The organism is Streptomyces sp. YJ-C3, assembly GCF_053891275.1.
Genome location: NZ_CM132685.1, coordinates 6,906,211 through 6,931,491, shown reverse-complemented (window position 1 = coordinate 6,931,491; position 25,281 = coordinate 6,906,211). Strand labels below are relative to the sequence as shown.

At 71.3% G+C, this 25,281-nt stretch carries 26 protein-coding genes and 1 riboswitch; of the genes, 15 read left to right on the top strand and 11 right to left on the bottom strand.

Translation table 11 applies throughout. The annotated features are described in order from the left end of the window. The first annotated feature begins 56 nt into the window (after window positions 1–56). Window positions 57–800 (top strand): endonuclease/exonuclease/phosphatase family protein, encoded by a 744-nt coding sequence (locus ACVHNB_RS31160; RefSeq protein WP_428955189.1) that lies wholly within the window; start codon window positions 57–59, stop codon window positions 798–800. An 83-nt stretch (window positions 801–883) separates the two neighbouring features. Here ACVHNB_RS31160 and ACVHNB_RS31155 read toward each other — a convergent pair whose 3' ends face one another. Both ACVHNB_RS31155 and ACVHNB_RS31150 read right to left on the bottom strand, forming a co-directional pair. Beyond that, the gene (locus tag ACVHNB_RS31155; protein ID WP_428955190.1) at window positions 884–1,561 is read right to left on the bottom strand and encodes a hypothetical protein; all 678 of its coding nucleotides are present in this window, start codon (window positions 1,559–1,561) and stop codon (window positions 884–886) included. Beyond that, window positions 1,554–2,372 (bottom strand): alpha/beta hydrolase, encoded by an 819-nt coding sequence (locus tag ACVHNB_RS31150; RefSeq protein ID WP_428955191.1) that lies wholly within the window; start codon window positions 2,370–2,372, stop codon window positions 1,554–1,556. The genes ACVHNB_RS31155 and ACVHNB_RS31150 overlap by 8 nt, the downstream gene beginning before the upstream one ends. Before the next feature lie 155 nt (window positions 2,373–2,527). Here ACVHNB_RS31150 and ACVHNB_RS31145 point away from each other — a divergent pair, with 155 nt between their 5' ends. The 5 genes from ACVHNB_RS31145 (at window position 2,528) to ACVHNB_RS31125 (ending at window position 7,534) form a co-directional block, all read left to right on the top strand. After that, window positions 2,528–3,289: a lysophospholipid acyltransferase family protein gene (locus ACVHNB_RS31145; protein ID WP_456226385.1), complete on the top strand. Its 762-nt coding sequence runs from the start codon at window positions 2,528–2,530 to the stop codon at window positions 3,287–3,289. 27 nt (window positions 3,290–3,316) lie between these two features. Further along, complete coding sequence (gene macS / locus ACVHNB_RS31140; RefSeq protein ID WP_428955193.1) at window positions 3,317–4,552, top strand: MacS family sensor histidine kinase; 1,236 nt, start codon at window positions 3,317–3,319, stop codon at window positions 4,550–4,552. A gap of 49 nt (window positions 4,553–4,601) precedes the next feature. Then, a complete protein-coding gene (locus ACVHNB_RS31135) occupies window positions 4,602–5,294 on the top strand; it encodes a response regulator (protein WP_428955194.1) in 693 nt (230 codons plus the stop codon). A 125-nt stretch (window positions 5,295–5,419) separates the two neighbouring features. Continuing rightward, window positions 5,420–6,457 (top strand): 6-phosphofructokinase, encoded by a 1,038-nt coding sequence (locus ACVHNB_RS31130; protein WP_428955195.1) that lies wholly within the window; start codon window positions 5,420–5,422, stop codon window positions 6,455–6,457. A gap of 66 nt (window positions 6,458–6,523) precedes the next feature. Further along, on the top strand, window positions 6,524–7,534 hold the full coding sequence (locus ACVHNB_RS31125) for a 2-hydroxyacid dehydrogenase (RefSeq protein ID WP_456226384.1): 1,011 nt from the start codon (window positions 6,524–6,526) through the stop codon (window positions 7,532–7,534). On the opposite strand, the gene ACVHNB_RS31120 is transcribed toward ACVHNB_RS31125, so the two are convergent. Continuing rightward, entirely contained in the window at window positions 7,471–9,366 is a 1,896-nt protein-coding gene (locus ACVHNB_RS31120) for an anthranilate synthase family protein (RefSeq protein ID WP_456226383.1), read from the bottom strand. The two genes, ACVHNB_RS31125 and ACVHNB_RS31120, sit on opposite strands and share 64 nt — an antisense overlap. Before the next feature lie 292 nt (window positions 9,367–9,658). Here ACVHNB_RS31120 and ACVHNB_RS31115 point away from each other — a divergent pair, with 292 nt between their 5' ends. After that, window positions 9,659–11,011, top strand: coding sequence for a class II 3-deoxy-7-phosphoheptulonate synthase (locus tag ACVHNB_RS31115; RefSeq protein ID WP_428955198.1), 1,353 nt, complete (start codon window positions 9,659–9,661; stop codon window positions 11,009–11,011). 161 nt (window positions 11,012–11,172) lie between these two features. After that, window positions 11,173–11,430 carry a (2Fe-2S)-binding protein gene (locus ACVHNB_RS31110; RefSeq protein ID WP_456226382.1) on the top strand — a complete coding sequence of 86 codons (258 nt, stop codon included), beginning with the start codon at window positions 11,173–11,175 and terminating at the stop codon, window positions 11,428–11,430. A gap of 25 nt (window positions 11,431–11,455) precedes the next feature. Here the strand turns inward: ACVHNB_RS31110 and bfr are convergent, their stop codons facing one another. After that, window positions 11,456–11,935, bottom strand: coding sequence for a bacterioferritin (gene bfr / locus ACVHNB_RS31105; protein WP_428955200.1), 480 nt, complete (start codon window positions 11,933–11,935; stop codon window positions 11,456–11,458). A gap of 175 nt (window positions 11,936–12,110) precedes the next feature. On the opposite strand from bfr, the gene ACVHNB_RS31100 reads away from it, so the two are divergent. Continuing rightward, window positions 12,111–12,743, top strand: coding sequence for a sulfite oxidase-like oxidoreductase (locus ACVHNB_RS31100; RefSeq protein ID WP_428955201.1), 633 nt, complete (start codon window positions 12,111–12,113; stop codon window positions 12,741–12,743). A 24-nt stretch (window positions 12,744–12,767) separates the two neighbouring features. On the opposite strand, the gene ACVHNB_RS31095 is transcribed toward ACVHNB_RS31100, so the two are convergent. From ACVHNB_RS31095 to thiO, 6 genes are all read right to left on the bottom strand, one after another. Beyond that, window positions 12,768–13,319 carry a DUF4396 domain-containing protein gene (locus ACVHNB_RS31095; RefSeq protein ID WP_456226381.1) on the bottom strand — a complete coding sequence of 184 codons (552 nt, stop codon included), beginning with the start codon at window positions 13,317–13,319 and terminating at the stop codon, window positions 12,768–12,770. Window positions 13,320–13,403: 84 nt separating this feature from the next. Then, window positions 13,404–14,273 carry a deoxyribonuclease IV gene (locus ACVHNB_RS31090; protein ID WP_456226380.1) on the bottom strand — a complete coding sequence of 290 codons (870 nt, stop codon included), beginning with the start codon at window positions 14,271–14,273 and terminating at the stop codon, window positions 13,404–13,406. 293 nt (window positions 14,274–14,566) lie between these two features. Further along, entirely contained in the window at window positions 14,567–16,522 is a 1,956-nt protein-coding gene (pknB, locus tag ACVHNB_RS31085) for a Stk1 family PASTA domain-containing Ser/Thr kinase (RefSeq protein ID WP_456226379.1), read from the bottom strand. A 53-nt stretch (window positions 16,523–16,575) separates the two neighbouring features. Further along, window positions 16,576–17,370, bottom strand: coding sequence for a thiazole synthase (locus tag ACVHNB_RS31080; RefSeq protein WP_428955205.1), 795 nt, complete (start codon window positions 17,368–17,370; stop codon window positions 16,576–16,578). 7 nt (window positions 17,371–17,377) lie between these two features. After that, complete coding sequence (gene thiS, locus ACVHNB_RS31075; RefSeq protein WP_428955206.1) at window positions 17,378–17,578, bottom strand: sulfur carrier protein ThiS; 201 nt, start codon at window positions 17,576–17,578, stop codon at window positions 17,378–17,380. After that, complete coding sequence (thiO, locus tag ACVHNB_RS31070; RefSeq protein ID WP_428955207.1) at window positions 17,575–18,744, bottom strand: glycine oxidase ThiO; 1,170 nt, start codon at window positions 18,742–18,744, stop codon at window positions 17,575–17,577. Before thiO ends, thiS begins: the two co-directional genes overlap by 4 nt. Further along, a riboswitch (TPP riboswitch) is annotated at window positions 18,742–18,855 on the bottom strand. Its footprint overlaps the gene before it by 3 nt. Window positions 18,856–18,907: 52 nt before the next feature. On the opposite strand from thiO, the gene ACVHNB_RS31065 reads away from it, so the two are divergent. The 6 genes from ACVHNB_RS31065 (at window position 18,908) to ACVHNB_RS31040 (ending at window position 23,727) form a co-directional block, all read left to right on the top strand. Continuing rightward, the gene (locus ACVHNB_RS31065) at window positions 18,908–19,255 is read left to right on the top strand and encodes a hypothetical protein (protein WP_428955208.1); all 348 of its coding nucleotides are present in this window, start codon (window positions 18,908–18,910) and stop codon (window positions 19,253–19,255) included. Window positions 19,256–19,416: 161 nt separating this feature from the next. Beyond that, a complete protein-coding gene (locus ACVHNB_RS31060) occupies window positions 19,417–20,580 on the top strand; it encodes an NAD(P)/FAD-dependent oxidoreductase (RefSeq protein WP_456228972.1) in 1,164 nt (387 codons plus the stop codon). Window positions 20,581–20,700: 120 nt separating this feature from the next. After that, complete coding sequence (locus tag ACVHNB_RS31055) at window positions 20,701–21,066, top strand: Rv2175c family DNA-binding protein (RefSeq protein ID WP_428955209.1); 366 nt, start codon at window positions 20,701–20,703, stop codon at window positions 21,064–21,066. An 82-nt stretch (window positions 21,067–21,148) separates the two neighbouring features. Beyond that, window positions 21,149–21,796 carry a thiamine phosphate synthase gene (gene thiE, locus ACVHNB_RS31050; RefSeq protein WP_428955210.1) on the top strand — a complete coding sequence of 216 codons (648 nt, stop codon included), beginning with the start codon at window positions 21,149–21,151 and terminating at the stop codon, window positions 21,794–21,796. A 95-nt stretch (window positions 21,797–21,891) separates the two neighbouring features. Then, window positions 21,892–22,812, top strand: coding sequence for a methylenetetrahydrofolate reductase [NAD(P)H] (gene metF, locus ACVHNB_RS31045; protein ID WP_428955211.1), 921 nt, complete (start codon window positions 21,892–21,894; stop codon window positions 22,810–22,812). 45 nt (window positions 22,813–22,857) lie between these two features. Further along, entirely contained in the window at window positions 22,858–23,727 is an 870-nt protein-coding gene (locus ACVHNB_RS31040; protein ID WP_428955212.1) for a hypothetical protein, read from the top strand. 19 nt (window positions 23,728–23,746) lie between these two features. Here ACVHNB_RS31040 and ACVHNB_RS31035 read toward each other — a convergent pair whose 3' ends face one another. Beyond that, the gene (locus ACVHNB_RS31035) at window positions 23,747–25,243 is read right to left on the bottom strand and encodes a phytoene desaturase family protein (RefSeq protein WP_456226378.1); all 1,497 of its coding nucleotides are present in this window, start codon (window positions 25,241–25,243) and stop codon (window positions 23,747–23,749) included. Between the last annotated feature and the right edge of the window lie 38 nt (window positions 25,244–25,281).

The window sequence follows — 25,281 nt, the reverse complement described above, 5'->3', positions numbered from 1 at the left end:
GCCAGGTGCCCGTCGTTCCCCTCTGGGGCGGCGGGCACCGGCGTATCTTGATCGCCATGGACTCCGGCTCGCTCCCCAACTCCCTTACCGCGGCCGACGGTTCTGCCGTCATCCGCGTCCTGAGCTACAACATCCGCTCGATGCGCGACGACCCCGCCGCCCTCGCCCGCGTCATGAAGGCCTGCGCCCCCGACCTGGTCCTCGTCCAGGAGGCCCCCCGCTTCTTCCGCTGGCGCAAGAAGCTCGCCCGGCTGGCCCGCGCCGCCGACCTGGTGATCCTCTCCGGCGGCGGCAGCGCGGCAGGACCCGCGCTGCTCTGCTCGCTGCGGGCCACGGTGGAGCGCACGGAGGACGTGCTGCTGCCGCTCACGCCCGGGCTGCACCGGCGCGGCTTCGCCACCGCCGTCGTCCGGTTCGGCGGCGCCCGGCTCGGCGTCGTCAGCTGCCATCTGAGCCTGCAGAAGGACGAGCGGTACGCACAGGGCGGGATGCTGCTCGACCGGATCGAGGCCATGGGCGTCGAGCACGCCGTCGTGGGCGGCGACCTGAACGAGCGGCCCGACGGGCGCACCTTCCGCCGTCTGGCCGCGGCCCTGAACGACGCCTGGGCCACCCGCCCCTGGGGCACCGAGTACACCTCCACCCCGGCCGACCCCCACCAGCGGATCGACGCGATCCTCGCCACCCAGGGCATCGAGGTCCTCGGCTGCGGGGTCCCGGCCGATCTGCCCGCGCACGACCTGAGGGCGGCCACGGACCATCTGCCGGTCCTGGCCGCCCTCAGAATCCCGGCCGCCTGAGGACGCCGCCTGGCCTTGTCCACCGGGTACGCAAAAGGCCCGGCCGGAATCATCCGGCCGGGCCCTTCGCGCAGGTACGGGTCTCAGACCACGGCTCCGCGACCCGGGTCGTCGTCCTCGTCCTCGCCCGACTGCATCCGCGCGACCAGCGTGGCGAAGCCGCCGAGGAAGCCGCCGACGCAGAGCGTCGCCAGCCACCAGGTCATGGACCAGCCCAGCAGCACCGAGACGAGCAGCAGCACCGGGCCGCCGATCACGGCCAGCCACGCGAACCTGGACGTCACGTCCGACTCCGGGAGCGGCGGCGGCTCCGGCGGCACGAAGTGGCCCTCGTCGTCCTCGTCGAAGTCGCTCTCGGACGGCTCCGGCGACGCGTAGTCACGGGGGCCCGGAGCGGCGCCGATGCCCGGGGCGAAGGAGACCGACGAGCCGAGCGGCCCCTTGGTGTCCCCCGACGGCCGCTCGTCCGCGTCGTCGTCCTCGTCCGGACCGTCGCCCGGCCGCGTCGTATTGGTCTCCGGCTCCAGGAGCGCCAGGTCCTCCACCGACTTGAACGGCTTCGCGCCCGGCGGGTCCGGCGGCTCCTCCCCGTACCCGGCGACGATCTGCGCCCACAGCGCGTCCTCGTCGACCGGGAGCAGCCCGTCCTGCTGCTCCGCGTCCTGCCGCGGCTGCCCGGCACCGGCCCCCTGGGGCTCCGGGCCCCCGCCGCCGTCCGGACTGTCGGGGCTCTCGGGCTCCCGCCGCTCCTGCTCAGCCACCGCTGGCCGTCCCTTCCGCGCCCTCGCCGGGGCTGGTCACGCCCTCGCTGGGGATCTTGCCGACACTCGGAGCGAGCCGGCCGATGAACGCGTAGCTCTCCTCGAAGATCCGGTCCGCGTCATGGTCCAACGTCGCGACGTGGTAGCTCTGTTCCAGCAGGATCTCCGTGACGTCCGTGGAGGAGACCCGGCTGAGCACCCGGGCCGAGTCGGCGGGCGGCACCACATGGTCCTGGATGCTGTGCAGCACCACCAACGGCTGGGTCACCTGCGGCAGTTCACGGTCCACGATCCGGAAGAAGGTCCGCAGCTGGTGCGCCGAGTGCAGCGGCACCCGGTCGTAGCCCACCTCGTCCACGCCCTCCTTCGCGATGTCGCTGGCGATGCCCTTCACCGTACGGACGAGGTGCCGGGCCACCGGGAGGGCGTGCGCGGCCAGACCGTGCACCTTGTTCCCCGGATTGACCAGGACCAGGCCGGCCACCTGGTCGCCGTGCCGGGCCGCGAGGCGCAGCGCGAGCGCGCCGCCCATCGACAGGCCGAAGACGAACACCTGCGAGCAGCGCTCCGTGAGCTCGCGCAGGGCGCGGTCCACCTCCGCGTACCAGTCCTGCCAGCCGGTGATCGCCATGTCCTCCCAGCGGGTGCCGTGCCCGGGCAGCAGCGGGAGCGAGACGGTCAGACCCCGCCCGGCCAGGTACTCCGCCCAGGGGCGCATCGATTGGGGGGATCCGGTGAAGCCGTGACAGAGGAGGACGCCGACCTCGCCGCCTTCATGGCGGTACGGCTCGGCTCCAGGAAGGACCGGCACCTTCGGTCTCCAGTTCTTGGAAGGGGCTCTGGACGGGGGAGCAGCGGGACGTGGACTTCACCGTACGCGACCGGACTGACACCGACCAGGGTCGTCGGGCCCCTGAGCGGCCCCGCGGGTTAAGGTCTGATCCTCGGACGAGGGAAGGCAGTGGGTTGATCTACGGCGCAATGAAGGTGGCCATCGGAGGGCCGCTGAAGCTCGGCTTCCGGCCGTGGGTGGAAGGGCTGGAGAACATTCCCGCCGAGGGGGCCGCGATCCTGGCCAGCAACCACCTCTCCTTCTCCGACTCGTTCTTCCTGCCGGCGGTCCTCGACCGCAAGGTCACCTTCATCGCGAAGGCCGAGTACTTCACCACCCCCGGAGTCAAGGGAAAGCTGACGGCCGCCTTCTTCAAGGGCGTCGGCCAGCTGCCCGTGGACCGGTCCGGCTCGCGCGGCGCCGGCGAGGCCGCCATCAAGAGCGGCATCGAGGTCCTGGAGCGCGGCGAGCTGTTCGGCATCTACCCCGAGGGCACGCGCTCACCCGACGGCCGGCTGTACCGCGGCAAGCCCGGCGGCCTGGCCCGCGTGGCGCTGGCCACCGGCGCGCCCGTCATCCCGGTCGCCATGATCGACACGGAGAAGATCCAGCCCCCGGGCAAGGTGATGCCCAAGCTCATGCGCCCCGGCATCCGCATCGGCAAGCCGCTCGACTTCAGCCGCTACCAGGGCATGGAGGGCGACCGGTTCGTGCTGCGGGCGGTGACCGACGAGGTCATGTACGAAATCATGAAGCTCTCCGGCCAGGAGTACGTCGACATGTACGCGACCGCCGCCAAGCGGCAGATCGCCGACGCGGCCAAGGCGGAGAAGGCGGAGAAGGCGGAAGCCGAGAAGGCCGAGAAGGAAGCGCAGAAGGAGCGGGGCGGCGCCTGACCGCGTCGTCCCCGAGGGGTGGGGGACATGGGGAGCACGGTCAGACGCGAGCGGGTCGTACGGATGTCGGTCGAGCAGCCGCTGTGGCGTGCCCTGACGGCCTACCGGGTGCTCACCATGCTGTACGCGATCGGGCTCTTCGCCTCCGCGTACGAGGTGTACGAGCGCCCGTGGGTCGCCATCGCCTACTTCGCCGTGCTGGCCGGGTGGACCCTGGCGACGCTGCCGCAGGTGTCGGGAGCCCGGCGCTGCACCAAGCGGTTCCTCACCGCCGACCTGACGATCGCCGTCGTCGGCATCCTGCTGTCGCCCGTCGCGGGCCACGAGCGGGCCGTCACCGGCGGCTCGACGCTGCCGTCGATATGGACGGCGGGCGCGGTCCTCGCCTGGGCCCTCAAGGGCGGCTGGCGCTGGGCGGCCACCGCTTCCCTGCTCATCGGCGTCGCCAACGTGGTCCAGCGCGGCGCCGTCAGCCGCAGCACCTTCCACAACGTGCTGCTGGTCTGCATCGCCTCCATCGCCATCGGCTACGTCGTCGAGGTGGCCCGCGCCTCCGAGCGCACCCTCGCCCGCGCCCTGGAGATCGAGGCCGCCACACGCGAACGGGAGCGCCTGGCCCGCGACATCCACGACAGCGTCCTGCAGGTCCTCGCGATGGTGCAGCGGCGCGGCAACGCCCTGGGCGGCGAGGCCGCCGAGATCGGCCGGATGGCGGGGGAGCAGGAGGTCGCGCTGCGCACCCTGGTGGCCGGGGGCCTGACCCCGGCGTCCCGCGCCTCCGAGGACGCCGCGCAGGGCGCCGTCGTCCGCGCCGTCGACGAACCGGACCGCCACGCGCACGAAGAGGACGCGGACACCGGGCAGCCCCGCGACCTGCGGCCGCTGCTCGCCGGGCACGCGGGATCGCGGATCACCTTCGCCGAGCCGGGCGCCCCGGTTCTGATGCGGCCCGCCGCCGCCCGCGAACTGGCCGCCGCCGTCAGCGCGGCCCTGGACAACGTGCGGCGGCACGCGGGTGAGGGCGCGCACGCCTGGATCCTGGTCGAGGACGAGCCGGACGCGGTGATCGTGACCGTGCGGGACGACGGCCCCGGCATCCCGGAGGGCCGGCTCGCCCAGGCCGAGGGCGAGGGCCGGCTCGGCGTCGCCCTGTCCATCCGGGGCCGGCTGCGCGACATCGGCGGCACCGCCGAGCTGATCTCGGTACCCGGCCAGGGCACCGAGGTCGAACTGAACGTACCCAAGAGACCGACGAAGAACTGACCGTCGGGAAGAACCGGACGGCACACGGGGGAAGGGCAGGACCGGAGCGATGAGCGAACAGCACAACGACGGCGCAGGAGCCACGATCAAGGTCATGGTGGTCGACGACCACCCGATGTGGCGCGACGCCGTCGCCCGCGACCTGGCCGCGTCCGGCTTCGACGTGGTCGCCACCGCGGGCGACGGCGAGCAGGCGGTGCGCCGCGCGCGGGCCGCGGGCCCCGACGTCCTCGTCCTCGACCTGAACCTGCCGGCCAAGCCCGGCGTCCAGGTCTGCAAGGAGCTGGTCGGCGCCGACCCGGCGCTGCGGGTCCTGGTCCTGTCGGCGAGCGGCGAGCACGCGGACGTCCTGGAGGCGGTGAAGTCCGGGGCCACCGGCTACCTGCTGAAGTCCGCGTCCACCGACGAGCTGATCGACGCGGTGCGCCGCACGGCCGTCGGCGACCCGGTCTTCACGCCGGGCCTCGCCGGTCTCGTCCTCGGCGAATACCGGCGGCTGGCCTCCGAGCCGGTTCCGGTCACCGGCACGGACGAGCCGAAGGCGCCGCAGCTCACCGACCGGGAGACCGAGGTGCTGCGCCTGGTCGCCAAGGGTCTGAGCTACAAGCAGATCGCGGAGCGGCTGGTCATCTCGCACCGCACGGTGCAGAACCACGTGCAGAACACCCTCGGCAAGCTCCAGCTGCACAACCGGGTGGAGCTCGTCCGGTACGCGATCGAGCGCGGCCTCGACGACGAGTAGCCCGGCGCCCGCCGTACAACTCGCGCCTCCAGTAAAGGAATTGACTCTCCGTCCCCTCCAGAAGTGACCTGGATCACCATTAGCGTGGCTCGTGACGGTTCACTTCAGCGCGAAGGGACGTGTTCATGCGGGCCAAGAAAATCGGAGTACTGACCGGAGGCGGCGACTGCCCCGGGCTCAACGCCGTCATCCGGGGCGTCGTCCGCAAGGGCGTGCAGGAGTACGGCTACGACTTCGTCGGCTTCCGGGACGGCTGGCGGGGACCGCTCGAGAACGACATCGTCCGCCTCGACATCCCCACCGTCCGCGGCATCCTGCCGCGCGGCGGCACCATCCTCGGCTCCTCGCGCACCAATCCCCTCAACGCGGAGAACGGCATCCGCCGCGTCAAGGAGAACCTCCTCGAGCAGGAGGTCGAGGCGCTGATCGTGATCGGCGGCGAGGACACCCTGGGCGTCGCGGCCCGCCTCGCCGACGAGTACGGCATCCGCGTCGTCGGCGTGCCCAAGACCATCGACAACGACCTCTCCGCCACCGACTACACCTTCGGCTTCGACACCGCCGTCGGCATCGCCACCGAAGCCATCGACCGGCTCCACACGACCGCCGAATCCCATATGCGGGTCCTCGTCGTCGAGGTCATGGGCCGCCACGCGGGCTGGATCGCCCTGCACTCGGGCCTGGCGGGCGGCGCCAACGTCATCCTCATCCCCGAGCAGCGCTTCGACATCGACCAGGTCTGCGCCTGGGTCACCTCCCGCTTCAAGGCCTCGTACGCGCCGATCGTCGTCGTCGCCGAGGGCGCGATGCCGCGCGACGGCGACATGGTGCTCAAGGACGAGTCGCTGGACTCCTTCGGGCACGTACGCCTCTCCGGCGTCGGCGAATGGCTCGCCAAACAGATCGAGAAGCGCACCGGCAAGGAGGCCCGCACCACGGTTCTCGGCCACGTCCAGCGCGGCGGCACCCCGTCGGCCTTCGACCGCTGGCTGGCCACCCGCTTCGGCCTGCACGCGATCGAGGCGGTCCGCGACGGCGACTTCGGCAAGATGGTCGCGCTGCGCGGCACGGACATCGTCCGCGTGCCCATCGCCGACGCGACGGCCCGCCTGAAGACCGTCGATCCGTCCCTCTACGAGGAGGTGGGGGTCTTCTTCGGTTAGGCGACGGCTCGGGACGGCATCCCGGTTCGGGGTGCCGTCCCCTGTGGCCCTACATAAACTCCAGCCATGGAGATCCTCGCATTCGGCGTGCAATCCGACGAAAAGCCCCTCATCGAGAAGGCCTTCGAGGGCCACCACGACGTCCGCTGCCTGGACGTCTTCCTCAACGAGGACACCGCCCCCATCGCGGCGGGCTACGAGATCATCTCCACCAGTGTCAACGCGACCCTCAACAACCGGGTGCTGCAGAGCCTCGCGGCCGGCGGCACGCAGATGATCGCCCAGCGCTCCACCGGCTTCAACAACATCGACCTGGAGGTCGCCGAGCGCCTCGGGCTGACCGTCGCGCGGGTCTCCTATTACTCGCCGTACTCGGTCGCCGAGTTCGCCTGGACCCTCGCGATGGCCGTGAACCGGCGCATCGTCCGCGCCAGCAACCGCACCCGCGACTTCGACTTCCGCCTCGACGGCCTGCTCGGCCGTGACATGCGCGGCCGCACCGTCGGCGTCCTCGGCACCGGCAAGATCGGCGAGGCCTTCACCCGCATCGCGCACGGCTTCGGCATGAACCTGCTCGGCTGGGACGTCGCCGAGAACCCGGAGTGCGTGGCCCTCGGCATGAAGTACGTCGACAAGGACCAGCTCTTCGCCGAGGCCGACCTGATCAGCCTGCACGTCCCGCTGCTGCCCGCCACCGAGCACATCGTCGACGCCGCCGCCCTGCGCACCATGAAGGACGACGCGATCCTGATCAACTCCAGCCGCGGCGGTCTCGTCGACACCAAGGCCCTCGTCGCCGAACTGCGCGAGGGCCGCTTCACCGGCGTCGGCCTCGACGTGTACGAGGCCGAGGCGGGCCTGTTCTTCCTCGACAAGTCCCTGGAGATCGTCGACGACGACACCCTGGCCCGCCTCGTCACGTTCCCGAACGTCCTGGTCACCTCGCACCAGGCGTACTACACCGTGGACGCGGTCGGCCAGATCATCGACACCACGGTGCAGAACGTCCTGGACTACCTGGCCGGCCGCCGCTCCGAGAACGTGCTGGTCCCGGCCGAGGCGCTGGCGACGAGCTGACCGATCAGCTCCCGCACGATCCCGGCGCCGCGCAGCGAGAGCACCGACTCCGGGTGGAACTGCACCCCGGCGAAGGACGGCCCGCGCAGCGCGTGCACCTCCCCGTTCGCCGGGTCCCGGCTGACCTCGACGTCGTGCGCGGCCAGCTCCAGCGCCGCCGCGTCGTCGCAGCGGGCCGCGAAACTGTTGTAGAACCCGACGGTCTCGGTCCGGCCGAACAGCGCGATGTCGGTCTGCGCGCCCTGGTACGGCACGTCCTTCCGGGCGATCTCCAGGCCCAGCTCGGCCGCGATCAGCTCGTGCCCGAGGCAGACCCCGAGCACGCCGTGCCGGTGGCCGCGGATCACATCGGCCGTCAGCGACCTCAACAGCCGCATCTTGGGGTCGGTGAGATCGGACGGGTCGCCGGGCCCGGGGCCGAGCACGACCGGCCCCTCATGCGCGAGGACGGCGTCCCGCAGCCCCTCCTCGTCGTAGCGCCGCACCGTCACATCGAGCCCCGACGAGCGCAGCACATGCGCCAGCATCGCCGTGAAGGTGTCCTCGCCGTCCACGACGAGCGCGTGTCCGGAGAGCTCTCCGTGCCGCTCCTGCATCCGCAGCCAGAACGGTGCGAGGGCCGCGCGGCGTCCGTCGAGCGCGGCCTGGACCCGCGGGTCGTCGGCCAGCGCGGGCCGCGTGCTCTCCTCACGCGGCCGTCCGGGACGTACGCCGAGAGCGGCCAGCACGCCGGCGGCCTTCGCGTGCGTCTCCGCGACCTCGCCCGCCGGGTCCGACCCCCGGACGAGCGTCGCGCCGACCGGCACCCGCAGTCGTCCGGCCGCGTCGATGTCGGCGGTGCGGATCAGGATGGGGGAGTCCAGGGTCTGCGCGCCGCCCGCGTCCCGCCCGACGAGCGCCAGGGCACCGGCGTAGTACCCGCGTCCCCCCACCTCGTGCCGCTCGATGACCCGGCAGGCGTTCTGCACCGGCGAGCCGGTGACGGTCGCCGCGAACATCGTCTCCTTCAGCACGTCGCGCACATCGAGGGTCGACTTCCCGCGCAGCTCGTACTCGGTGTGCGCGAGGTGGGCCATCTCCTTGAGGCGGGGCCCGACGACGACACCGCCCATGTCGCCGACGGTGCACATCATCTTGAGCTCCTCGTCGACGACCATCGACAGCTCCTCGATCTCCTTGCCGTCGGCGAGGAAGTCCAGCAGGTCCTCGGGCGTGGGCCCGGCGGCCGGATAGCGGTAGGTGCCGCTGATCGGGTTCATGACGACCGTCCCGCCCGACATCCGCACGTGCACCTCGGGGCTGGCACCGACCAGCGTCCTGTCTCCCGTGTGCACGACGAACGTCCAGTACGCGCCCCGCTCGCCGTCGAGCAGCCGCCGGAACAGCGCGAGCGCGTCGGCCCGTCCGAACCCCTCGATCTCGCCCTCGTACGTTCTGCGGATCACGAAGTTCGCGCCCTCGCCCTGCCCGATCTCCTCGCGCAGCACCCGGCCGACGATGCCGGCGTACGTCTCGTCGTCGACGTCGAAACCGCCGTCCCGGACGCGGACGTCGTGCGCCGGGAGCTGCCGCAGCGCCTCGTCGAGCGGGATCTCGTACGACTCCTCGGGGGTGAGGACGACGAGCGGTGTGCCGTCGTCGCGGACGTCGAAGCCGCGCTCCCTGATCTGCCGGAAGGGGACCAGGGCCAGCCCCTCCGGGATGTCCGCGAGCCGGTCGTACGTGCCGACCCCGCCGATCAGGACCTCGACCGTGTCGTGGTCGCGGCCGGGCGTGCGGCGGCGCAGCAGCGCGAAGGGTCGGTCGTCGGCGAGCAGAGCCGAGAGCTGCATGGGCGGTTCCTCTTCCTGGATTCCTGAAGTCGGTCGGAAGTCGGTCGGAGAGGAACGGCCCGGTCCTGAAAACACTGAAGGCCGCCCCTCGGGCGGCCTTCGCGAAGTCTGGATACGCGCAGTCAGTGGGCCGCCGGATGTGCGGTCCACCACCAGGTGCGGTTCAGAAACTGCGCGAACATGGGCGCAACCGTACCCGAACCCCGGGCTCATGTGTGCCTCCCGACTCTCATCCGTCTCAAAAGATGAGCGGTGGGATGGACGCCCGACATGACCCCGTAATGTTGGCGAGGTGACCGTGAACGCTAAGACCAGCGCAAGCGCTGGCAACACCTGGCGAAACCTGCCCGCGGCGCAGCAGCCCGAGTACCCCGATGCCGAGGCTCTGCGCGATGTGATCGCGGACCTCGAGTCGTATCCGCCGCTCGTCTTCGCGGGCGAGTGCGACCAGCTGCGTACCCGCCTGGCGGCCGTCGCCAAGGGAGAGGCGTTCCTCCTCCAGGGCGGCGACTGCGCCGAGGCCTTCGACGCCGTCTCCGCAGATCACATCCGGAACAAGCTCAAGACCCTGCTCCAGATGGGCGCCGTGCTGACGTACGCCGCCTCGGTGCCGGTCGTGAAGATCGGCCGCATCGCCGGCCAGTACTCCAAGCCGCGCTCCAAGCCGACCGAGACCCGCGACGGCGTCACCCTGCCGACCTACCGCGGCGACTCCGTCAACGGCTTCGAGTTCACCGAGGCCGCCCGCATCCCGGACCCCGAGCGCCTGAAGCGGATGTACAACGCGTCCGCCTCGACGCTCAACCTGGTGCGCGCCTTCACCACCGGCGGCTATGCCGACCTGCGCCAGGTGCACGCCTGGAACCAGGACTTCGTGAAGTCGTCCCCGTCCGGCCAGCGCTACGAGCAGCTCGCCCGCGAGATCGACAACGCACTGAACTTCATGCGCGCCTGCGGCACCGACCCGGCCGAGTTCCAGACGGTCGAGTTCTACGCCTCCCACGAGGCGCTGCTGCTCGACTACGAGTCGGCGCTGACCCGCGTCGACTCGCGCACGGGCAACCTGTACGACGTCTCGGGCCACATGGTCTGGATCGGCGAGCGCACCCGTCAGCTCGACGGCGCGCACATCGAGTTCGCCTCGAAGATCCGCAACCCGATCGGCATCAAGCTCGGCCCGACCACGACGGCCGAGGAAGCGCTGCAGTACATCGAGCGCCTCGACCCCGACCGCGAGCCGGGCCGCCTGACCTTCATCGTCCGCATGGGCGCCGACAAGGTCCGCGACAAGCTGCCCGAGCTGGTGGAGAAGGTCACCGCCTCCGGCGCGACCGTCGCCTGGATCACCGACCCGATGCACGGCAACACGTACGAGGCGGCCTCCGGTCACAAGACCCGCCGCTTCGACGACGTGCTCGACGAGGTCAAGGGCTTCTTCGAGGTCCACAAGGCGCTCGGCACGCACCCGGGCGGCATCCACGTCGAGCTCACCGGTGACGACGTCACCGAGTGCGTGGGCGGCGGCGACGAGATCTTCGTCGACGACCTGCACCAGCGCTACGAGACGGCCTGCGACCCGCGCCTGAACCGCAGCCAGTCCCTGGACCTGGCGTTCCTGGTCGCGGAGATGTACCGGGACCAGTGATCCCTCGAGGGACATGAGTACACAGCCGTGGGGCGCGGATCACAGGGATCCGCGCCCCACGGCACTTTTGTGCATCCGGCCCGGCGGGTAAGGTTAGGTTAGCCTCACCGATCAATCGGGACGGCAACGCCTATGAGTCCCGACCGGGAGGTGACCCCCGCGTGTATGTCTGCAACTGCTTCGGTGTGACCGAGGACCAGGTGAAGAAGCATGCGGAGGGCGGCGCCTGCACGCCCCGCCAGATCGCGTCGGCCTGCAAGGCGGGCACGGACTGCGGTTCGTGCGTACGCCGTATCCAGGCGCTGCTCGGGCGGGGAGCCTGCCCGCGGCGCGAGCTGGTCGAGCAGGGAGAGGCCGCGGTCGCGCTCGCCCCGCAGGCCCCGCAGAGCCCCCAGGTGGAGCTTCCCGAAGCCGCCTGATCCGCCGGCCGGTCCCTCCGGCGGGCTAGCTGTCCGGCTGCTCGATCTGCTGGGCAAGGTAGAGCGCCTCACCGAGCTTCTCGATCAGCTCCAGCTGGGTGTCGAGGTAGTCGATGTGGTGCTCCTCGTCCTCCAGGATGTCCTCGAAGATCCGCGCCGACGTCACATCGCCCTTGGCCCGCATGACGTCGATGCCGCGCTTGAGGCGGTCGATGGCCTCGACCTCCACCTGCCGGTCGGCCTGGAACATCTCGGTGACCGTCTGTCCGACACGCACATGGAACAGCCGCTGGTAGTTCGGCAGGGCATCGAGAAAGAGGATCCGTTCCGTCAGCCTGTCCGCGTGCTTCATCTCGTCGATGGACTCGGCACGGGTGTAATTCGCGAGCTTGGTCCAGCCATTGTTGTCCTGGATCCGGTAGTGGAGCCAGTACTGGTTGATGGCCGTCAGCTCGCCCGTGAGCTGCTCGTTGAGGAATTCGATGACCTCGGGGTCGCCCTGCATCGCAGAGGCTCCTTCCACGTGGTGGACTCGGCAGGTTCCGCGCATCCTTGCACCGGGGTTCAAACGCGTCCAGTAAGTGCACGCTTAGTAGGAGTTGCCCGAATCGATGATCGACTGACGCCTGTCGGCACCCGCGTGGTCACGTCCACTGCTCGGGGTCTGTCAGGATGGAGGCATGGGTCATCCGGTGAGTCGCGAGTCTGGGGGAGCAGTGCAGCCGGAGCTTCCTCCCGGGCAGCGTCTGCAGCGCGGCTGGCCGGTCACCCATTACGGGCCCGTGCCCAAGTTCCGGCCCGAGCGCTGGGAGTTCAGGGTCTTCGGGTCCACCGCCGACGGTGACAAGCACTGCTGGAACCACGAGGAGTTCTCGGCACTGCCGTACGCGACCGTGGTCGGCGATCTGCACTGCGTCACGAAGTTCAGCATGCTCGGCGCCGAGTGGGGCGGCGTGCGGGCCTCCACCATCCTTGAGCTGGCGCCGCCGGATCCCGCGGTCACGCATGTGATGGTCTGGGCCGAGTACGGGTTCAGCTCGAACCTGCGGCTGGCCGATTTCGCCGCCGACCGCACCATCTTCGCCACCCACAAGGGCGGGGAGCTGCTCACGGCCGAGCACGGGTTCCCGCTGCGTCTTGTCGTGCCGCATCTGTATGCCTGGAAAGGGCCGAAGTGGGTGCGCGGGGTCGAGTACATGACCGCGGACCGGCGGGGGTTCTGGGAGGAGCGCGGGTACCACAACGTGGGGGACCCGTGGCAGGAGCAGCGGTACTCGTACCAGGAAGAGCCCGGGGAAGGGCCTGAGCTCTAGCTTAGGGTCCGGCGTGCGTCGTCTTCAGTGGTGGTACTGGTGCACCACCGCGTGGCCCCTGCCTCGGCCGATCATCCAGCGGTTGACCGGCGTCGTGACGACGAAGGCGATCACGAGTGACGCCGCCAGCGCGCCCCAGAACAGTGCGTCCGAGAGCTGGGCGTCCATCGCGCTCGGCCACAGTGCGATGACGCCGTTGTCGATCAGCTCCATCACGGCGATGGACAGCGTGTCCGCGGCCAGCGCCACCCGGAATGCCGTCCTGAAGTCCACGCCTGCCCCGAGCACGCTCCGCAGCGTCAGCGAGTAGCCGAAGAAGAACGCCAGCACGATCGCCAGGACCATCGTCGGCACGTTGCCCCAGCCGAGCGCGGTGCCGATCACCATGCCGAGGATCTCGCCGATGGCGCAGCCGGTGAGGCAGTGCAGTGTCGCCTGCGCCGCTGTGGACCAGGTGACCTTGCCGCCGTGGTCGTGGCCGTGGCCGTGGGGTGCGTGGTCGTGGTCGTGGTCGTTGGGTGTGTGGTCGTGGTCGTGCCCGTGGTGTTCGTGTTCCGTTTGTGCGTTGTGCTGCATGGTTCCCCCAGCGTCGGTAACGGCTCCTGCCAGTGACAGGAACCGTATACCCCTGGGGGGTATTCCTCAACGGAACGCGGAATCTTACGGGCGGAGCTCCTTGAGGTGGGCGATGTCCGCCGCGTGGCCGTCCTTGCCGCCCGGCGTCTCGATGATCAGCGGGACGTTCTCGGTCGCCGGGTGGGTCATCAGCTCGTGGAACGGTTCGGCCCCGATGTGGCCGGAGCCGATGTTCTCGTGGCGGTCCTTGTGGGCGCCCACGACGTCCTTGGAGTCGTTGGCGTGGATGAGCTTGAGGCGGCCCTCGCCGACGGTGTCCACGAGGAGGTCGAGGGTCTGCTTCATGCCGCCCGGGCCGGCGAGGTCGTGGCCCGCCGCGAAGATGTGGCAGGTGTCGAGGCAGACGCCGAGCTTCGGGTGGCGGTCGAGGGCGTCGAAGTACGGGCCGAAGTCCCAGGTGCGGGAGCACAGGGAGGCGCCCTGGCCCGCGGTCGACTCCAGGAGGAGGAACGGGTCGTCGTCGTGGGTCAGTTCGTCGAGCAGGGGGAGCATGTGCTCGCGTACCTGGGCCAGGGCGACGGCCCGGTCGCGGCCGCCGGTCGCGGAGCCCGTGTGCACGACGACGCCGAGGGCGCCGATGGTGCGGGCGCGGCGGAGGGAGTGCCGCATCGACGCGACGCTCTTCTCCACGGTGGCCTCGGTGTGCGAGCCGAAGTTGATCAGGTACGGGGCGTGGACGTAGGCGGGGATGTCCTCGGCGGCGCAGCGGGCGCGGAACTCCTCGTCCTGCTGGGGGTTTCCCGGGGGAGTGGCCCAGCCGCGGGGGTTGGCCACGAAGACCTGGACGGTCTCGGCCTTGAGGTCGTGGGCGTACGAGAGGCCTACGGAGGCGAGGCCGCCGGCTACGGGGACGTGGCCGCCGATGGGGTTGCGGGAGCGGGGGGTGTTCGTCACGCGGTCAAGGGTGTCATGGGGGTGCGCCGTGAAAGGAGGGTGGCCGTCGGGGGTTGTCTTGGCGGCTTTCCGTTGTCTCCGACAGGTGTGTGGTCGGGTACGGGGCCGCCCTGGGCATGTCCGTGCTCGCCATCTTGATGGCCTCGCCGGTTGCGTTGGCCGCCGATACCGCGTGGCCTGTGCTGCGCGCGCACATACCCAGACCGGCCCCTCCCGTCTCGTACGCGAGTGATCGCCGGTGAGGGCTGAGCAGATTGAGCCCCTCCGGCGATCGAGGAGTGGGTGCCGGGGCGCTACCGGATGGTGATCTTGATCGTCGAGCCCTCGGGGGCCTCGTCGCCGCCGGTCACGGACTGGCTCTTGACCGTGTCGCCGAAGAGGCCCAGGAGGCCGCGGTCCTCGTCGACCTCGAAGCCGGCGTCCTCCAGCTTGGCGTGGGCGTCGTCGACGCTCAGGCCCGTGACGTCCGGGACCTCGATCATCGGGGGGCCGTCGGAGATCGTCAGGGTGACCGTGTCGCCCTTGGCGAGCTGGCCGTCCCGGGGGGACTGCTGGGCCACGTCGCCCTTGTCCTCATCGGAGGTGACCCGCTTCGTGGCGATCTCCGCCTTCAGGCCCGCCTCCTCGAGCTCGGCCACGGCGTCCTCCTCGGACTCGCCCGTGACGTCGGGGACGTCCACGGGTTCGCCCTTGGAGACGACCAGGGCGACCGCGGAACCGGACTTGCGGGTCGCACCCGCCTCCGGGTCCGTGCTGACCACGGAGCCCTTGGTGACGTCCTCGCTGAACTCCTTGGTGATCATGCCCGGTTCGAGGCCCCGGTTCTTGAGGTCGCTCTTCGCCGTGGCGAGGGGCGTGCCCTTGAGGTCGGGGACCTTGACCGTCTCGGGGCCCTTGGACACGGTCAGGTTCACCGTGCCGTTGTCCCGGATGCGGGTATTCGCCTCCGGGTCCGTGGCCATGACACTGCCGCGCTTGAACGTGTCGCTGTACTTGTACGTCGTCTTGCCGCCCGCCTGGAGGCCCGCGCTCTGAAGGCGCTGCTTCGCCTCCGCCTCCGTCTTGGCCAGCAGGGGCGGGACCTTCGTGAACTGGCCGGAGTTGATGTACCAGACGCCCGCGCCCACGCCGAGGACCAGCAGGATCGCCGCGATGATCGCGAACGTGCCGCGTCGCGGACCGCCGCTCCTGCGGCGTGCCGGGGCGGTGGCCGGGGGCGGCGGAGGCGGTGACTCCAGGCGGCTGGTGCGGTTGAACCGGTCCTCTTCCGTGGGCAGCGGCAGCTGCACCGCGCGCGGGATCACGCTCGTCCGGTCGTCCGCCCCCGCGTGCTCCACGTCCCGCGCCTGCGGCGGCACCGCGTCCAGCTGCGCGTCGGTCAGCGCCGCACGCGCGTCCCTGGCCTGCGCGAGCAGCGCCACGGCGTCGTGCGGGCGGACCTGCGGGGTGCGGGCCGTGGCCGAAGCGACCAGGTCGTCCAGTTCGAAGGGGAGTCCCGGCACCGCCGCGGAGGGCGGCGGGACATCCTCGTTGAGGTGCTTGTAGAGAACCTGGGCCGGAGTGTCCCCGTAGTGCGGCTTCGACCCCGTCAGCATCTCGTACAGGACCACTCCGCACGCGTAGACGTCCACGGCGGGCGTCGCCGTGCCGTCCTCGATCTGCTCGGGTGCCAGGTACGAGACCGTGCCGAGGACCGATCCGGTCGTGTTCGTGACGGTGTCCACCGCCCGCACGAGACCGAAGTCCGCCACCTTCACGCGGCCGTCGTCCCCTATCAGGACGTTCTCCGGCTTCATGTCGCGGTGCACGAAGCCCGCGCGGTGCGCCGCTCCGAGCGCGGCGAGCACCGGCTCCAGGATGTCGAGCGCCGCGCGGGGCCGGAGCGCACCGCGGTCGCGCAGGACGTCGCGGAGCGTGCAGCCCGCGATGTACTCCATCGCCAGGTACACGTACGCGCCGTCGGCGCCCTGGTCGAAGACCCCGACCACATTGGGGTGCGAGAGGCGGGCGACCGACTTGGCCTCGCGGATGAAGCGGTCGACGAACGTGGCGTCGGCCGCCAGCGAGGGGTGCATCACCTTGAGCGCGAGCACGCGGTCGAGGCGGGTGTCCACGGCCCGGTAGACCGTGGCCATCCCGCCGACCGCGATGCGTGCGTCGATGCGGTACCGGCCGTCGAGCACGTGCCCGAGCAACGGGTCCTGAAGGGTCGTGTCCACGCAGGGGAGTCTACGAGGAGTGACTGACATGCCCGATGCGTGCAGCGGGACCGGTCCCGTACTGCAGCAGAGCTGTGACCGTGTCAGAAGGCCGGGCGCTCAGGGTCGAGGTGGGCCCGGCCCTCTGTGGGCGATGAGGCTTCAGCGAAGTGGCGCTTGGGGATACGGCCCGCGCGGTACGCCAGCCGGCCCGCCTCCACCGCGTGCCGCATGCCCTCGGCCATGAGGACCGGCTCCTGGGCGCGGGTCACCGCCGAGGCGAGCATCACACCCGCGCACCCCAGCTCCATGGCGAGCGTCACATCGGAGGCCGTGCCCGCGCCCGCGTCCAGGATCACCGGCACGCGCGCGTGCTCGACGATCAGCTGGAAGTTGTGCGGGTTGCGGATGCCGAGCCCGGAACCGATCGGGGAGCCGAGCGGCATGATCGCCGCGCAGCCCACGTCCTCGAGCCTGCGGGCCAGGACCGGGTCGTCGTTGGTGTAGGGCAGCACCGTGAACCCGTCGTCGACCAGGGTCTCGGCGGCGTCCAGGGTCTCGATCGGGTCGGGCAGCAGGGTGCGCTCGTCGGCGATGACCTCGAGTTTGACGAGGTTCGTACCGAGTGCCTCGCGCGCCAGGCGGGCCGTGAGGACCGCCTCGCCCGCCGTGAAGCAGCCCGCGGTGTTGGGGAGGACCTGGATGCCGAGCTTCTCCAGGACCGAGAGCACCGAGCCGTGCACCGTCGCGTTCACGCGGCGCATCGCCACCGTGGTGAGCTCGGTGCCGGAGGCGGTCAGGGAGCGTTCCAGGATGTCGAGGCTCGGGGCGCCTCCCGTGCCCATGATCAGGCGCGAGGAGTACGTGGTGCCCCCGAGGACGAAAGCGTCGTCAGCCATGGACGAGTCAGCCTCCTTGTACGGCGGTGAGGACTTCGACGCGGTCCCCGTCGGAGAGCGCGGTCGCGGGCCACTGGGTGCGCGGGACGACGGTCTCGTTCAGGGCGGCGGCGACGCCGGAGTGCGCCGTGGTGAGGGTGGCCACCAGGGCGTCGAGCGTGGTCTCCGCGGTCACGGTGCGCGACTCGCCGTTGACGGATACGTTCATGCGGGCTGCTCCAAGGAGGCGCCGCTGAAGCGCCTGGGGGTGAACGGGCGGGCCTCTTCGGGGAGTTCACCGGTGACCAGCACATGCGCCATGGCGTCCCCGGTGACCGGCGTGAGCAGCACGCCGTTGCGGTAGTGGCCGGTGGCCAGGAGGAGGCCCGGCAGCGGGGTGGGGCCGAGGAGCGGGGCGTTGTCGGGCGAGCCGGGGCGCAGGCCCGCGCAGGTCTCGGTCAGCGGCAGCTCCGTGATGCCGGGGACGAGCTCGTGGGCGTCCCGCAGCAGTTCGTAGACCCCGCCGGCCGTGACCGTGGTGTCCCAGCCGAGCTCCTCGCTCGTGGCGCCCACGACGAGCTCGCCGTTGACGCGCGGCACCAGGTACAGGTGGCTGCCGCGGACGACCGCGCGGACCGTGCGGCTCAGGAACGGCGCGTACCGCCGGGGCACGGTCAGGCGCAGGACCTGGCCCTTGACCGGGCGGACGGGCGGCAGCACCTCGTCGGGTACCCCCGCGAGCTGCCCGCTGCGGCTGCCCGCCGCGAGCACGATCTGGCCGCCCGCGAGTTCGGTGCCGTCGGCGAGGAGGACGCCGGACGCCCGGTCCTGTACGACACGGAGCCGTTCGGCGCGGGTCCGGTGGAAGACCACGCCCGTGCGCTCGCAGGCCGTCACAAGGGCGCCCGCGAGCCTTCTCGGGTCGATCTGGTGGTCACCGTCGACCCGCAGGCCCCCGCGTACGCCCGGCGCGAGCATCGGCTCCAGGCGGCGGCAGTCACGGCCCGACAGCCACTCGGACTCCAGGCCCGACTTCCTCTGCAGCGCGTGCAGTTCACGCAGATGCGCCCGGTCGTCCGCGTCCAGCGCGACCGCCAGCGTGCCGCACGCGCGGTAGCCGAGGTCCCGGCCGGAGGCCTCGGCCAGCTCGGCGGCGAAGTCCGGGTAGCGGCGCGCGGACTCGACGTTCAGGTTCAGCAACGTCTGCTCGCCGTAGTGGAGTTCGGTGACCGCGGCCAGCATGCCCGCCGCCACCTGGGCGGCCCCGCCGCCCGGATCGGGATCCACCACCGCGACGGACAGACCGCGCTGCGCGGCCCGCCACGCGGTGACCAGGCCGATGATGCCGCCCCCGACGACCAGTACGTCGGTGGCTTTGGACGGAGTACGCGACATGGGCGTCCAGCCCCTCCCTTCGCCGGCATGACCCGGATCAGGTTCGTACGGTCGGAGGCCGCTCCAGCCTCCCTCTCAGCCCGCTGCGTACGGGCTCCCGCGAGTGCTTTACGTTGGCCACCCTAACTCTTGCGCACGACCTCCAGTAAGGGAGCCTCCGCCCGTGGCCCGATCGCTCGACGGTCTCGTTCTCGCCCCGGTGGCCGACCAGGCGCCGGGCCAAGTGGGTACCCGTACGCGCTTCGCCTACCACCAGGACGGCGGGCGCGTGTGGGCCTCTTATGAAGGCGGCGACGTCGTACAGGGGCACCTGGTGGGCACGCGTTCCGGTGACCGGCTCGACTTCCGCTACGTACAGCTGAAGACCGACGGGACCACGTCCTCGGGGCACTGCCTCTCCACCGTGTCCGAGCTGCCGGACGGCAGGGTGCGGCTCGACGAGACATGGGAGTGGGAGTCGCAGGTGGGCAGGGGGACCAGTGTGGTCGAGGAGATCGCCGCCCCTGTTTGATCACTAAACCGGCGGCCCGTGTGCAGGACGTCACGGCGCGGGAGTGGCCCGCGCCGCTGACTGACGCAAGATCAGGTGCCTAAGGTGATCCCGTGAGCGAGCAGCGGAGCGGCAACGGAACACCCACAGGGCAGCGGCACGTCGTCATCGTGGGCGCGGGAATGGCCGGCGTACAGACGGCCGTGGCGCTGCGCGAACAGGGCTTCACCGGTGCCGTCACGCTGATCGGGGCGGAGCCCCACCAGCCCTACGACCGGCCGCCCCTGTCCAAGGCCGTGCTGCTCGGCAAGGCCGAGGGATCGGCCTTCGACGTGGACTTCGAGGCACTCGGCGTCACCCTGGAGCTGGGCCGCGAGGTCACGGGCCTGCGCCCCGGCGACCACGAGCTGGACACCGCCGAGGGGCCCGTCCCGTACGACGTCCTGGTCGTCGCCACCGGCGCCGAGCCCGTCCGGCTGCCGGGCGCCGAGGATGTCCCCGGAGTGCACCTGCTGCGCACCCTCGACGACGCCGAGCGGCTGCGGCCCGTGCTGGCCGACCAGCACGACGTGGTGGTCGTGGGCGCCGGATGGATCGGCGCCGAGTTCGCCACCGCCGCCCGCGAGGCCGGCTGCCGGGTCACCGTCGTGGAGGCGGCCGAGCGGCCGCTGGCCGGGGCGCTGCCCGCCGAGGTCGCGGCCCCCATGACGGCCTGGTACGCGGACTCGGGAGCCCAATTGCGCACCCGCGCGCGCGTGGAGCACGTCGAGCCGGGCCTCGTGGTCCTGGACGACGGAACGCGGCTGCCCGCCGGAGCCGTCGTCGTCGGCATCGGGGCCCGCCCCGCGACCCGCTGGCTGGCCGACTCCGGCATCGGCCTCGGCGCACACCACGAGGTGGTGGCCGACGCGGGGCTGCGCACCTCCGTACTCGACGTGTACGCCGTGGGGGACTGCTCGTCGTTCCCCTCGAAGCGCTACGGACAGCGCCTGATGGTCCACCACTGGGACAACGCGCTGCAGGGACCGCGCACGGTCGCGGCGAACATCATCGGTGAGACACCGGCGGTGTACGACCCGGTGCCCTACTTCTGGTCCGAGCAGTTCGGCCGCTTCGTGCAGTACGCGGGCCACCACGACGCCGCCGACACGACGGTGTGGCGGGGCGACCCGGCCGGCGCGGCCTGGTCGGTGTGCTGGCTGCGGGAGGGCGCCCTGGTGGCCGTGCTCGCCGTCGGCAAGCCCCGCGATCTGGCACAGGGCCGCAAGCTCATCGAGGCGGGCACCGTGCTGGACCCGGAGCGTCTGAGCGATCCCGCCCGCCCCTTGAAGTCTGCGGTGGCCTGAACCCGGCCTACCCCGGACGACCGTGGGCGGGCCGGCCGTGTGCCGTCCGCCGCGTGGCGGAAACCCCTGGTCAGACCGCCCCGACTTCCGACTGTCAGTCCGGGATGGCAGGCTTGTCCCGTGACCGAGATTGACGCAAAGATCGATGCTCTCGTCCCCGACTGGCTCACCCTCCCCGACATCGCGGAGCAACTCGACCTCGAGGTGACGCGTGTGCGGCAGCTGGTGAAGGAAGGCCAGGTGATCGCCGTACGCCGTGGTGAGAACAGGGCACTGCACGTGCCCGCCGCCTTCATCGACGGCGACAAGATCGTCAAGGGGCTCGTCGGCCTCCTGACGGTCCTGCGGGACGACGGCTTCAGCGACGAAGAGATGCTGGAGTGGCTCTTCACCCCCGACCCGACCCTGCCGGGCACGCCCGCGCAGGCCCTGAGCGAGAATCGCGGCACGGAGGTGAAGCGCCGCGCCCAGGCGCTCGCCGTCTGACCTGACAACCGTCCGGCGTGCGCACCACGGACCCCGTGGTGCGCACGCCGGACGACACCTGATCCACACGGGGGGATTTCCCATGGCCGACCCGAAGCGCACGCAGCTCGCCGATGCCCGGCTCTACCTGTGCACCGACGCCCGCAAGCGCCAGGGCGACCTGCCGGAGTTCCTCGACGCGGTGCTCTCCAGCGGCGTGGACATCGTGCAGTTGCGCGACAAGGGCATGGAGGCCGGCGAGGAGCTGGAGCACCTCGCCGTGTTCGCCGAGGCGGCCCGTCGCCACGGCAAGCTCTTCGCGGTCAACGACCGGGCGGACGTCGCGCACGCGACCGCTTCGGACGTGCTGCACCTGGGCCAGGGCGACCTGCCTGTCCCCGCGGCCCGCGCCGTTCTCGGCGACGGCATCCTCGTGGGCCGCTCCACGCACGCCGACGCGGAGGCCGCCGCGGCCGCCGTCCAGGAGGGCGTGGACTACTTCTGCACCGGCCCCTGCTGGCCGACGCCGACCAAGCCCGGCCGCCACGCCCCCGGTCTCGACCTGGTGCGCTACACCGCGGGCCTCGGCACCGACCGCCCCTGGTTCGCCATCGGCGGCATCGACCTGGGGAACCTGGACGAGGTCCTGGACGCGGGCGCCCGTCGCGTCGTCGTCGTGCGCGCCATCACGGAGGCCGACGATCCGGCCGCCGCGACCGCCGAATTCGCCAAGCGCCTGCGCTCGGTCTGACCCCGGGATCCCTTCGGGGAGCAGGCCTTCGGCTCGTCTGTCCGCAAGGTGGACGGGGATTATGGGCAACCGGATTCCGTCAGTAACCTGCCCGTATGGCCCTTGGCACTGCTTCCACCAGGACTGATCGCGCCCGCACCGTGCGCGACATGCTCGCGACCGGCAAGACGACGTACTCCTTCGAGTTCTCCGCGCCGAAAACCGAAAAGGGCGAGCGCAACCTGTGGAACGCGCTGCGCAGGGTCGAGGCCGTCTCGCCCGACTTCGTCTCCGTGACGTACGGCGCCGGCGGCTCCACGCGCGCGGGCACGGTCAAGGAGACCCAGCAGATCGTCGTCGACACGACGCTGACGCCGGTCGCCCACATCACCGCGGTCGAGCACTCGGTCGCCGAACTGCGCAACATCATCGGCCAGTACGCCGACGCCGGCATCCGGAACATGCTCGCCGTGCGCGGAGACCCGCCGGGCGACCCCATGGCCGACTGGGTCTCGCACCCCGAAGGGCTGACGTACGCGGCCGAACTCGTCGAGCTGATCAAGGAGTCGGGAGACTTCTGCGTCGGCGTCGCCGCGTTCCCCGCGATGCACCCGCGCTCCACGGAGTGGGACACCGACGTGCGGCACTTCGTCGACAAGTGCCGGGCGGGCGCCGACTACGCGATCACGCAGATGTTCTTCTACCCGGAGGAGTATCTGCGGCTGCGCGACCGGGTCGCCGCCGCGGGCTGCGAGACGCCCATCATTCCGGAATGCATGCCGGTCACGAGCGTGCGCATGCTCGAACGCCTGCCCAAGCTCAGCAACGCGGACTTCCCTCCGGCGCTGAAAGAGCGGATCCTCACAGCCAAAGACGATCCGGCCGCTGTACGCTCCATTGGCATCGAGTTCGCGACGGAGTTCTGCGCGAAGCTGCTTGACGAAGGTGTCCCGGGTCTGCACTTCATTACGCTCAACAACTCCACTGCGACGCTGGAAATCTACGAGAACCTGGGCCTGCACGAGCAGCGGGCCTGATGGGCCGTACCCGCAAGGGGCTACGGCCGTACGAGAGGGGCGTACATGGGCTGGGCGGTCCTCTATGTCGCGTTCGGACTGGTGGCACTGTGGCTCCTCGGTGAGGTGCTGCTGCAGTACAAGGCGCGGCTGCGCTGGCGCCTGCTCGCCTTCGTGGGCTTCCTCGGGGTGGTCCTCGGCGTCCTGATGCCCTCGGTGATCGTCATCGGCGCCGGTGCCATCGCCTTCGCGATCGGCCAGACGTACGTCACCCTGTCGTTCCGCCGCGGCTTCGCGGCGGGCTGGGCCCTCAAGAACGGCCCCGGCGGTGCCGACACCGGCGGCAGCAAGCGCCGCAAGAAGGAGCCGGTCCACCAGGACCCGACGCTCGAGGTCTCCGACCTGGAGTACGAGCAGGGTGCCCAGGACTACCCGCCGGTTCCGCAGGCGCCCGCCGAGTCCACCGCGGTGTACGCGACGACCGAGCCGATGCCCGACGACACCGGCCAGTACGGCGTCTACAGCGACTCGGCGTACGCCCAGACCGCCCAGGCGGACCAGCAGAACTACGGCTACGACACCGGGGCCTACGCCTACGACCAGCAGAACTACGGCTACGACACCGGGCAGCAGCCGTACGCCGCGCCCTACTCGGACCCGTACATCGGGACCCAGACGTACCCGGCGCAGCCCCAGTACGGCGACCCGTACGCCACCGGCCAGCAGCAGTACGCCGACCCGTACGCGACCGCCGCGGGCTACGGCGCGGACACGCCTCCGGGCGGCGTCTGGGTGCCGCAGCAGCGCAACGGCGACGAGCAGCAGCAGGGCTACGGCGGCGAACTCCCGCCCGAGCAGCCCTACCCGACGTATCCGCAGCACGACCCGAACACCGGGTACGACACCGGCTACAACGAGCAGCAGTACCGGTACTGAGCCGTCCGCCCGCCGCGGCTCACTGCGAGCCGCGGAACTCCGGTCCCTCCACGATCAGGCCCGCCACCAGCGCTCCCGACATGCCCGCGTGCGGCAGTCCGCCACCGGGATGCGACCAGCCGCCCACCGCGAAGAGGCCCGGCAGGTCCGTCCCGTTCGCCGGATGCAGCAGGCTTCCCCGCGCGGCGGCCAGGGCGGGCGCGGGCACGGCGCCGCCCGCCGCTCCGGTCGCCTCGGCGATGTCCTGGGGCGTGCGCGTCTCGTGCCACAGGAGGCGGTCGCGGAGGCCGGACACGGTGCGCTCGGCCGCCGTGAGGACCGCTTCCAGACCGGCCTCGCTCACGCGCGCGTGGGGCGGCACGGTCACGGTGACGGTGACCGCCTCGTGGCCGGCGTCCGGAACCTGCGACGGATCGCCGGTCCGCAGCACCGCGACCGTCGGTCTCGCGGGCCAGGGACCGCCGTCGAACAGCCACGCCAACTCGGCGTCCCGGTCGGCCCCGTGCACCACCGTCCGGTGCGGCGTCCCCTCGGTCCGGGGTCCGTGCAGCGCCAGATGGACCGTGAGCCGACTGGGCACCGACGACTCGGGGCGCGCCGGCACCTCGCCCCGCACACTGCGGTCCGGCAGCAGCCCGTCGAGCACTCCCGGCGCGACACCGGCCACCACGAACTCGGCGTCCTCGACCGACCCGTCGGCCAGCTCGACGCCTGCCGCCCGTCCGTCCTTCACCACGATCCGGGTGACGGCCGCGTCGAACCGGAACTCGACCCTGCGCTTCAGGCACCGCGCGTACACCGCGTCCGCGAGCGCCCGCAGGCCGCCGCTCACCGCCCAGGTCCCGAAGGTCTGCTCCATGTAGGGCAGCACGGCCGCGCTCGCCGGCGCCGTACGCGGATCGAGGCCGTACGCCAGCGCGTACTGCTCGAGGAGCGCCACCAGACGCGGGTCCCCGCCCAGCTCCAGGGCGCCGATCTCGGTGAGCGTCGTCGCCGTGCGGTCCTTGCGCAGCAGCCGCCGCCGGGCCACCGCCGGGTACGGCTCACGGTCGGCGAGCACCTGCCAGTTGGGCCACAGGGGCTCCTCCAGCAGGGGGCGCCGGGAGCGGTCCCAGGCCTCCCGCGCCCGGTTCATGAACGCCGACCAGAGCTCGCCCGCGCCCGCGCCGACGGCCGTGTCCAACGCCTCGGCGACCCCCGCGCGCCGCGCGTTCGGCAGGTCCGTCGTCGTGCCGTCCGCGAAGACGTGCCGTACGGCGGGCTCCACCTGGGTCAGCGGAACGAGGTCCTCCAGCGGCTCCTTGCCCGTCTTGACGAAGAGATCGCGGTAGACCGCGGGCAGGGGCAGCAGCCCCGGGCCCGTGTCGAACGCGAAGCCGTCGCGCTCGAACCGGCCGACCGCGCCGCCGTACGTCGACGCGCGCTCGAAGACCACCGGTCGGTGGCCCGCGACGGCCAGCCGAGCGGCGGCCGCCATGGCGCCCATCCCCGCGCCGATCACCGCAATTCGTGCCATGCCAGGGACTTTATCGGCCGCCACCGACAACGCCGCCC

What these genes read in the sequence shown, in the direction of transcription:
- ACVHNB_RS31160 (WP_428955189.1), top strand. Translation starts at nt 57, where the DNA reads ATGGACTCCGGCTCGCTCCCCAACTCCCTTACCGCGGCCGACGGTTCT.
- macS (WP_428955193.1), top strand. Translation starts at nt 3,317, where the DNA reads ATGGGGAGCACGGTCAGACGCGAGCGGGTCGTACGGATGTCGGTCGAG.
- ACVHNB_RS31135 (WP_428955194.1), top strand. Translation starts at nt 4,602, where the DNA reads ATGAGCGAACAGCACAACGACGGCGCAGGAGCCACGATCAAGGTCATG.
- ACVHNB_RS31130 (WP_428955195.1), top strand. Translation starts at nt 5,420, where the DNA reads ATGCGGGCCAAGAAAATCGGAGTACTGACCGGAGGCGGCGACTGCCCC.
- ACVHNB_RS31125 (WP_456226384.1), top strand. Translation starts at nt 6,524, where the DNA reads ATGGAGATCCTCGCATTCGGCGTGCAATCCGACGAAAAGCCCCTCATC.
- ACVHNB_RS31120 (WP_456226383.1), bottom strand. Translation starts at nt 9,366, where the DNA reads ATGCAGCTCTCGGCTCTGCTCGCCGACGACCGACCCTTCGCGCTGCTG.
- bfr (WP_428955200.1), bottom strand. Translation starts at nt 11,935, where the DNA reads ATGCAGGGCGACCCCGAGGTCATCGAATTCCTCAACGAGCAGCTCACG.
- ACVHNB_RS31100 (WP_428955201.1), top strand. Translation starts at nt 12,111, where the DNA reads ATGGGTCATCCGGTGAGTCGCGAGTCTGGGGGAGCAGTGCAGCCGGAG.
- ACVHNB_RS31095 (WP_456226381.1), bottom strand. Translation starts at nt 13,319, where the DNA reads ATGCAGCACAACGCACAAACGGAACACGAACACCACGGGCACGACCAC.
- pknB (WP_456226379.1), bottom strand. Translation starts at nt 16,522, where the DNA reads ATGTCAGTCACTCCTCGTAGACTCCCCTGCGTGGACACGACCCTTCAG.
- ACVHNB_RS31080 (WP_428955205.1), bottom strand. Translation starts at nt 17,370, where the DNA reads ATGGCTGACGACGCTTTCGTCCTCGGGGGCACCACGTACTCCTCGCGC.
- thiS (WP_428955206.1), bottom strand. Translation starts at nt 17,578, where the DNA reads ATGAACGTATCCGTCAACGGCGAGTCGCGCACCGTGACCGCGGAGACC.
- thiO (WP_428955207.1), bottom strand. Translation starts at nt 18,744, where the DNA reads ATGTCGCGTACTCCGTCCAAAGCCACCGACGTACTGGTCGTCGGGGGC.
- ACVHNB_RS31060 (WP_456228972.1), top strand. Translation starts at nt 19,417, where the DNA reads ATGGCCGGCGTACAGACGGCCGTGGCGCTGCGCGAACAGGGCTTCACC.
- thiE (WP_428955210.1), top strand. Translation starts at nt 21,149, where the DNA reads ATGGCCGACCCGAAGCGCACGCAGCTCGCCGATGCCCGGCTCTACCTG.
- metF (WP_428955211.1), top strand. Translation starts at nt 21,892, where the DNA reads ATGGCCCTTGGCACTGCTTCCACCAGGACTGATCGCGCCCGCACCGTG.
- ACVHNB_RS31040 (WP_428955212.1), top strand. Translation starts at nt 22,858, where the DNA reads ATGGGCTGGGCGGTCCTCTATGTCGCGTTCGGACTGGTGGCACTGTGG.
- ACVHNB_RS31035 (WP_456226378.1), bottom strand. Translation starts at nt 25,243, where the DNA reads ATGGCACGAATTGCGGTGATCGGCGCGGGGATGGGCGCCATGGCGGCC.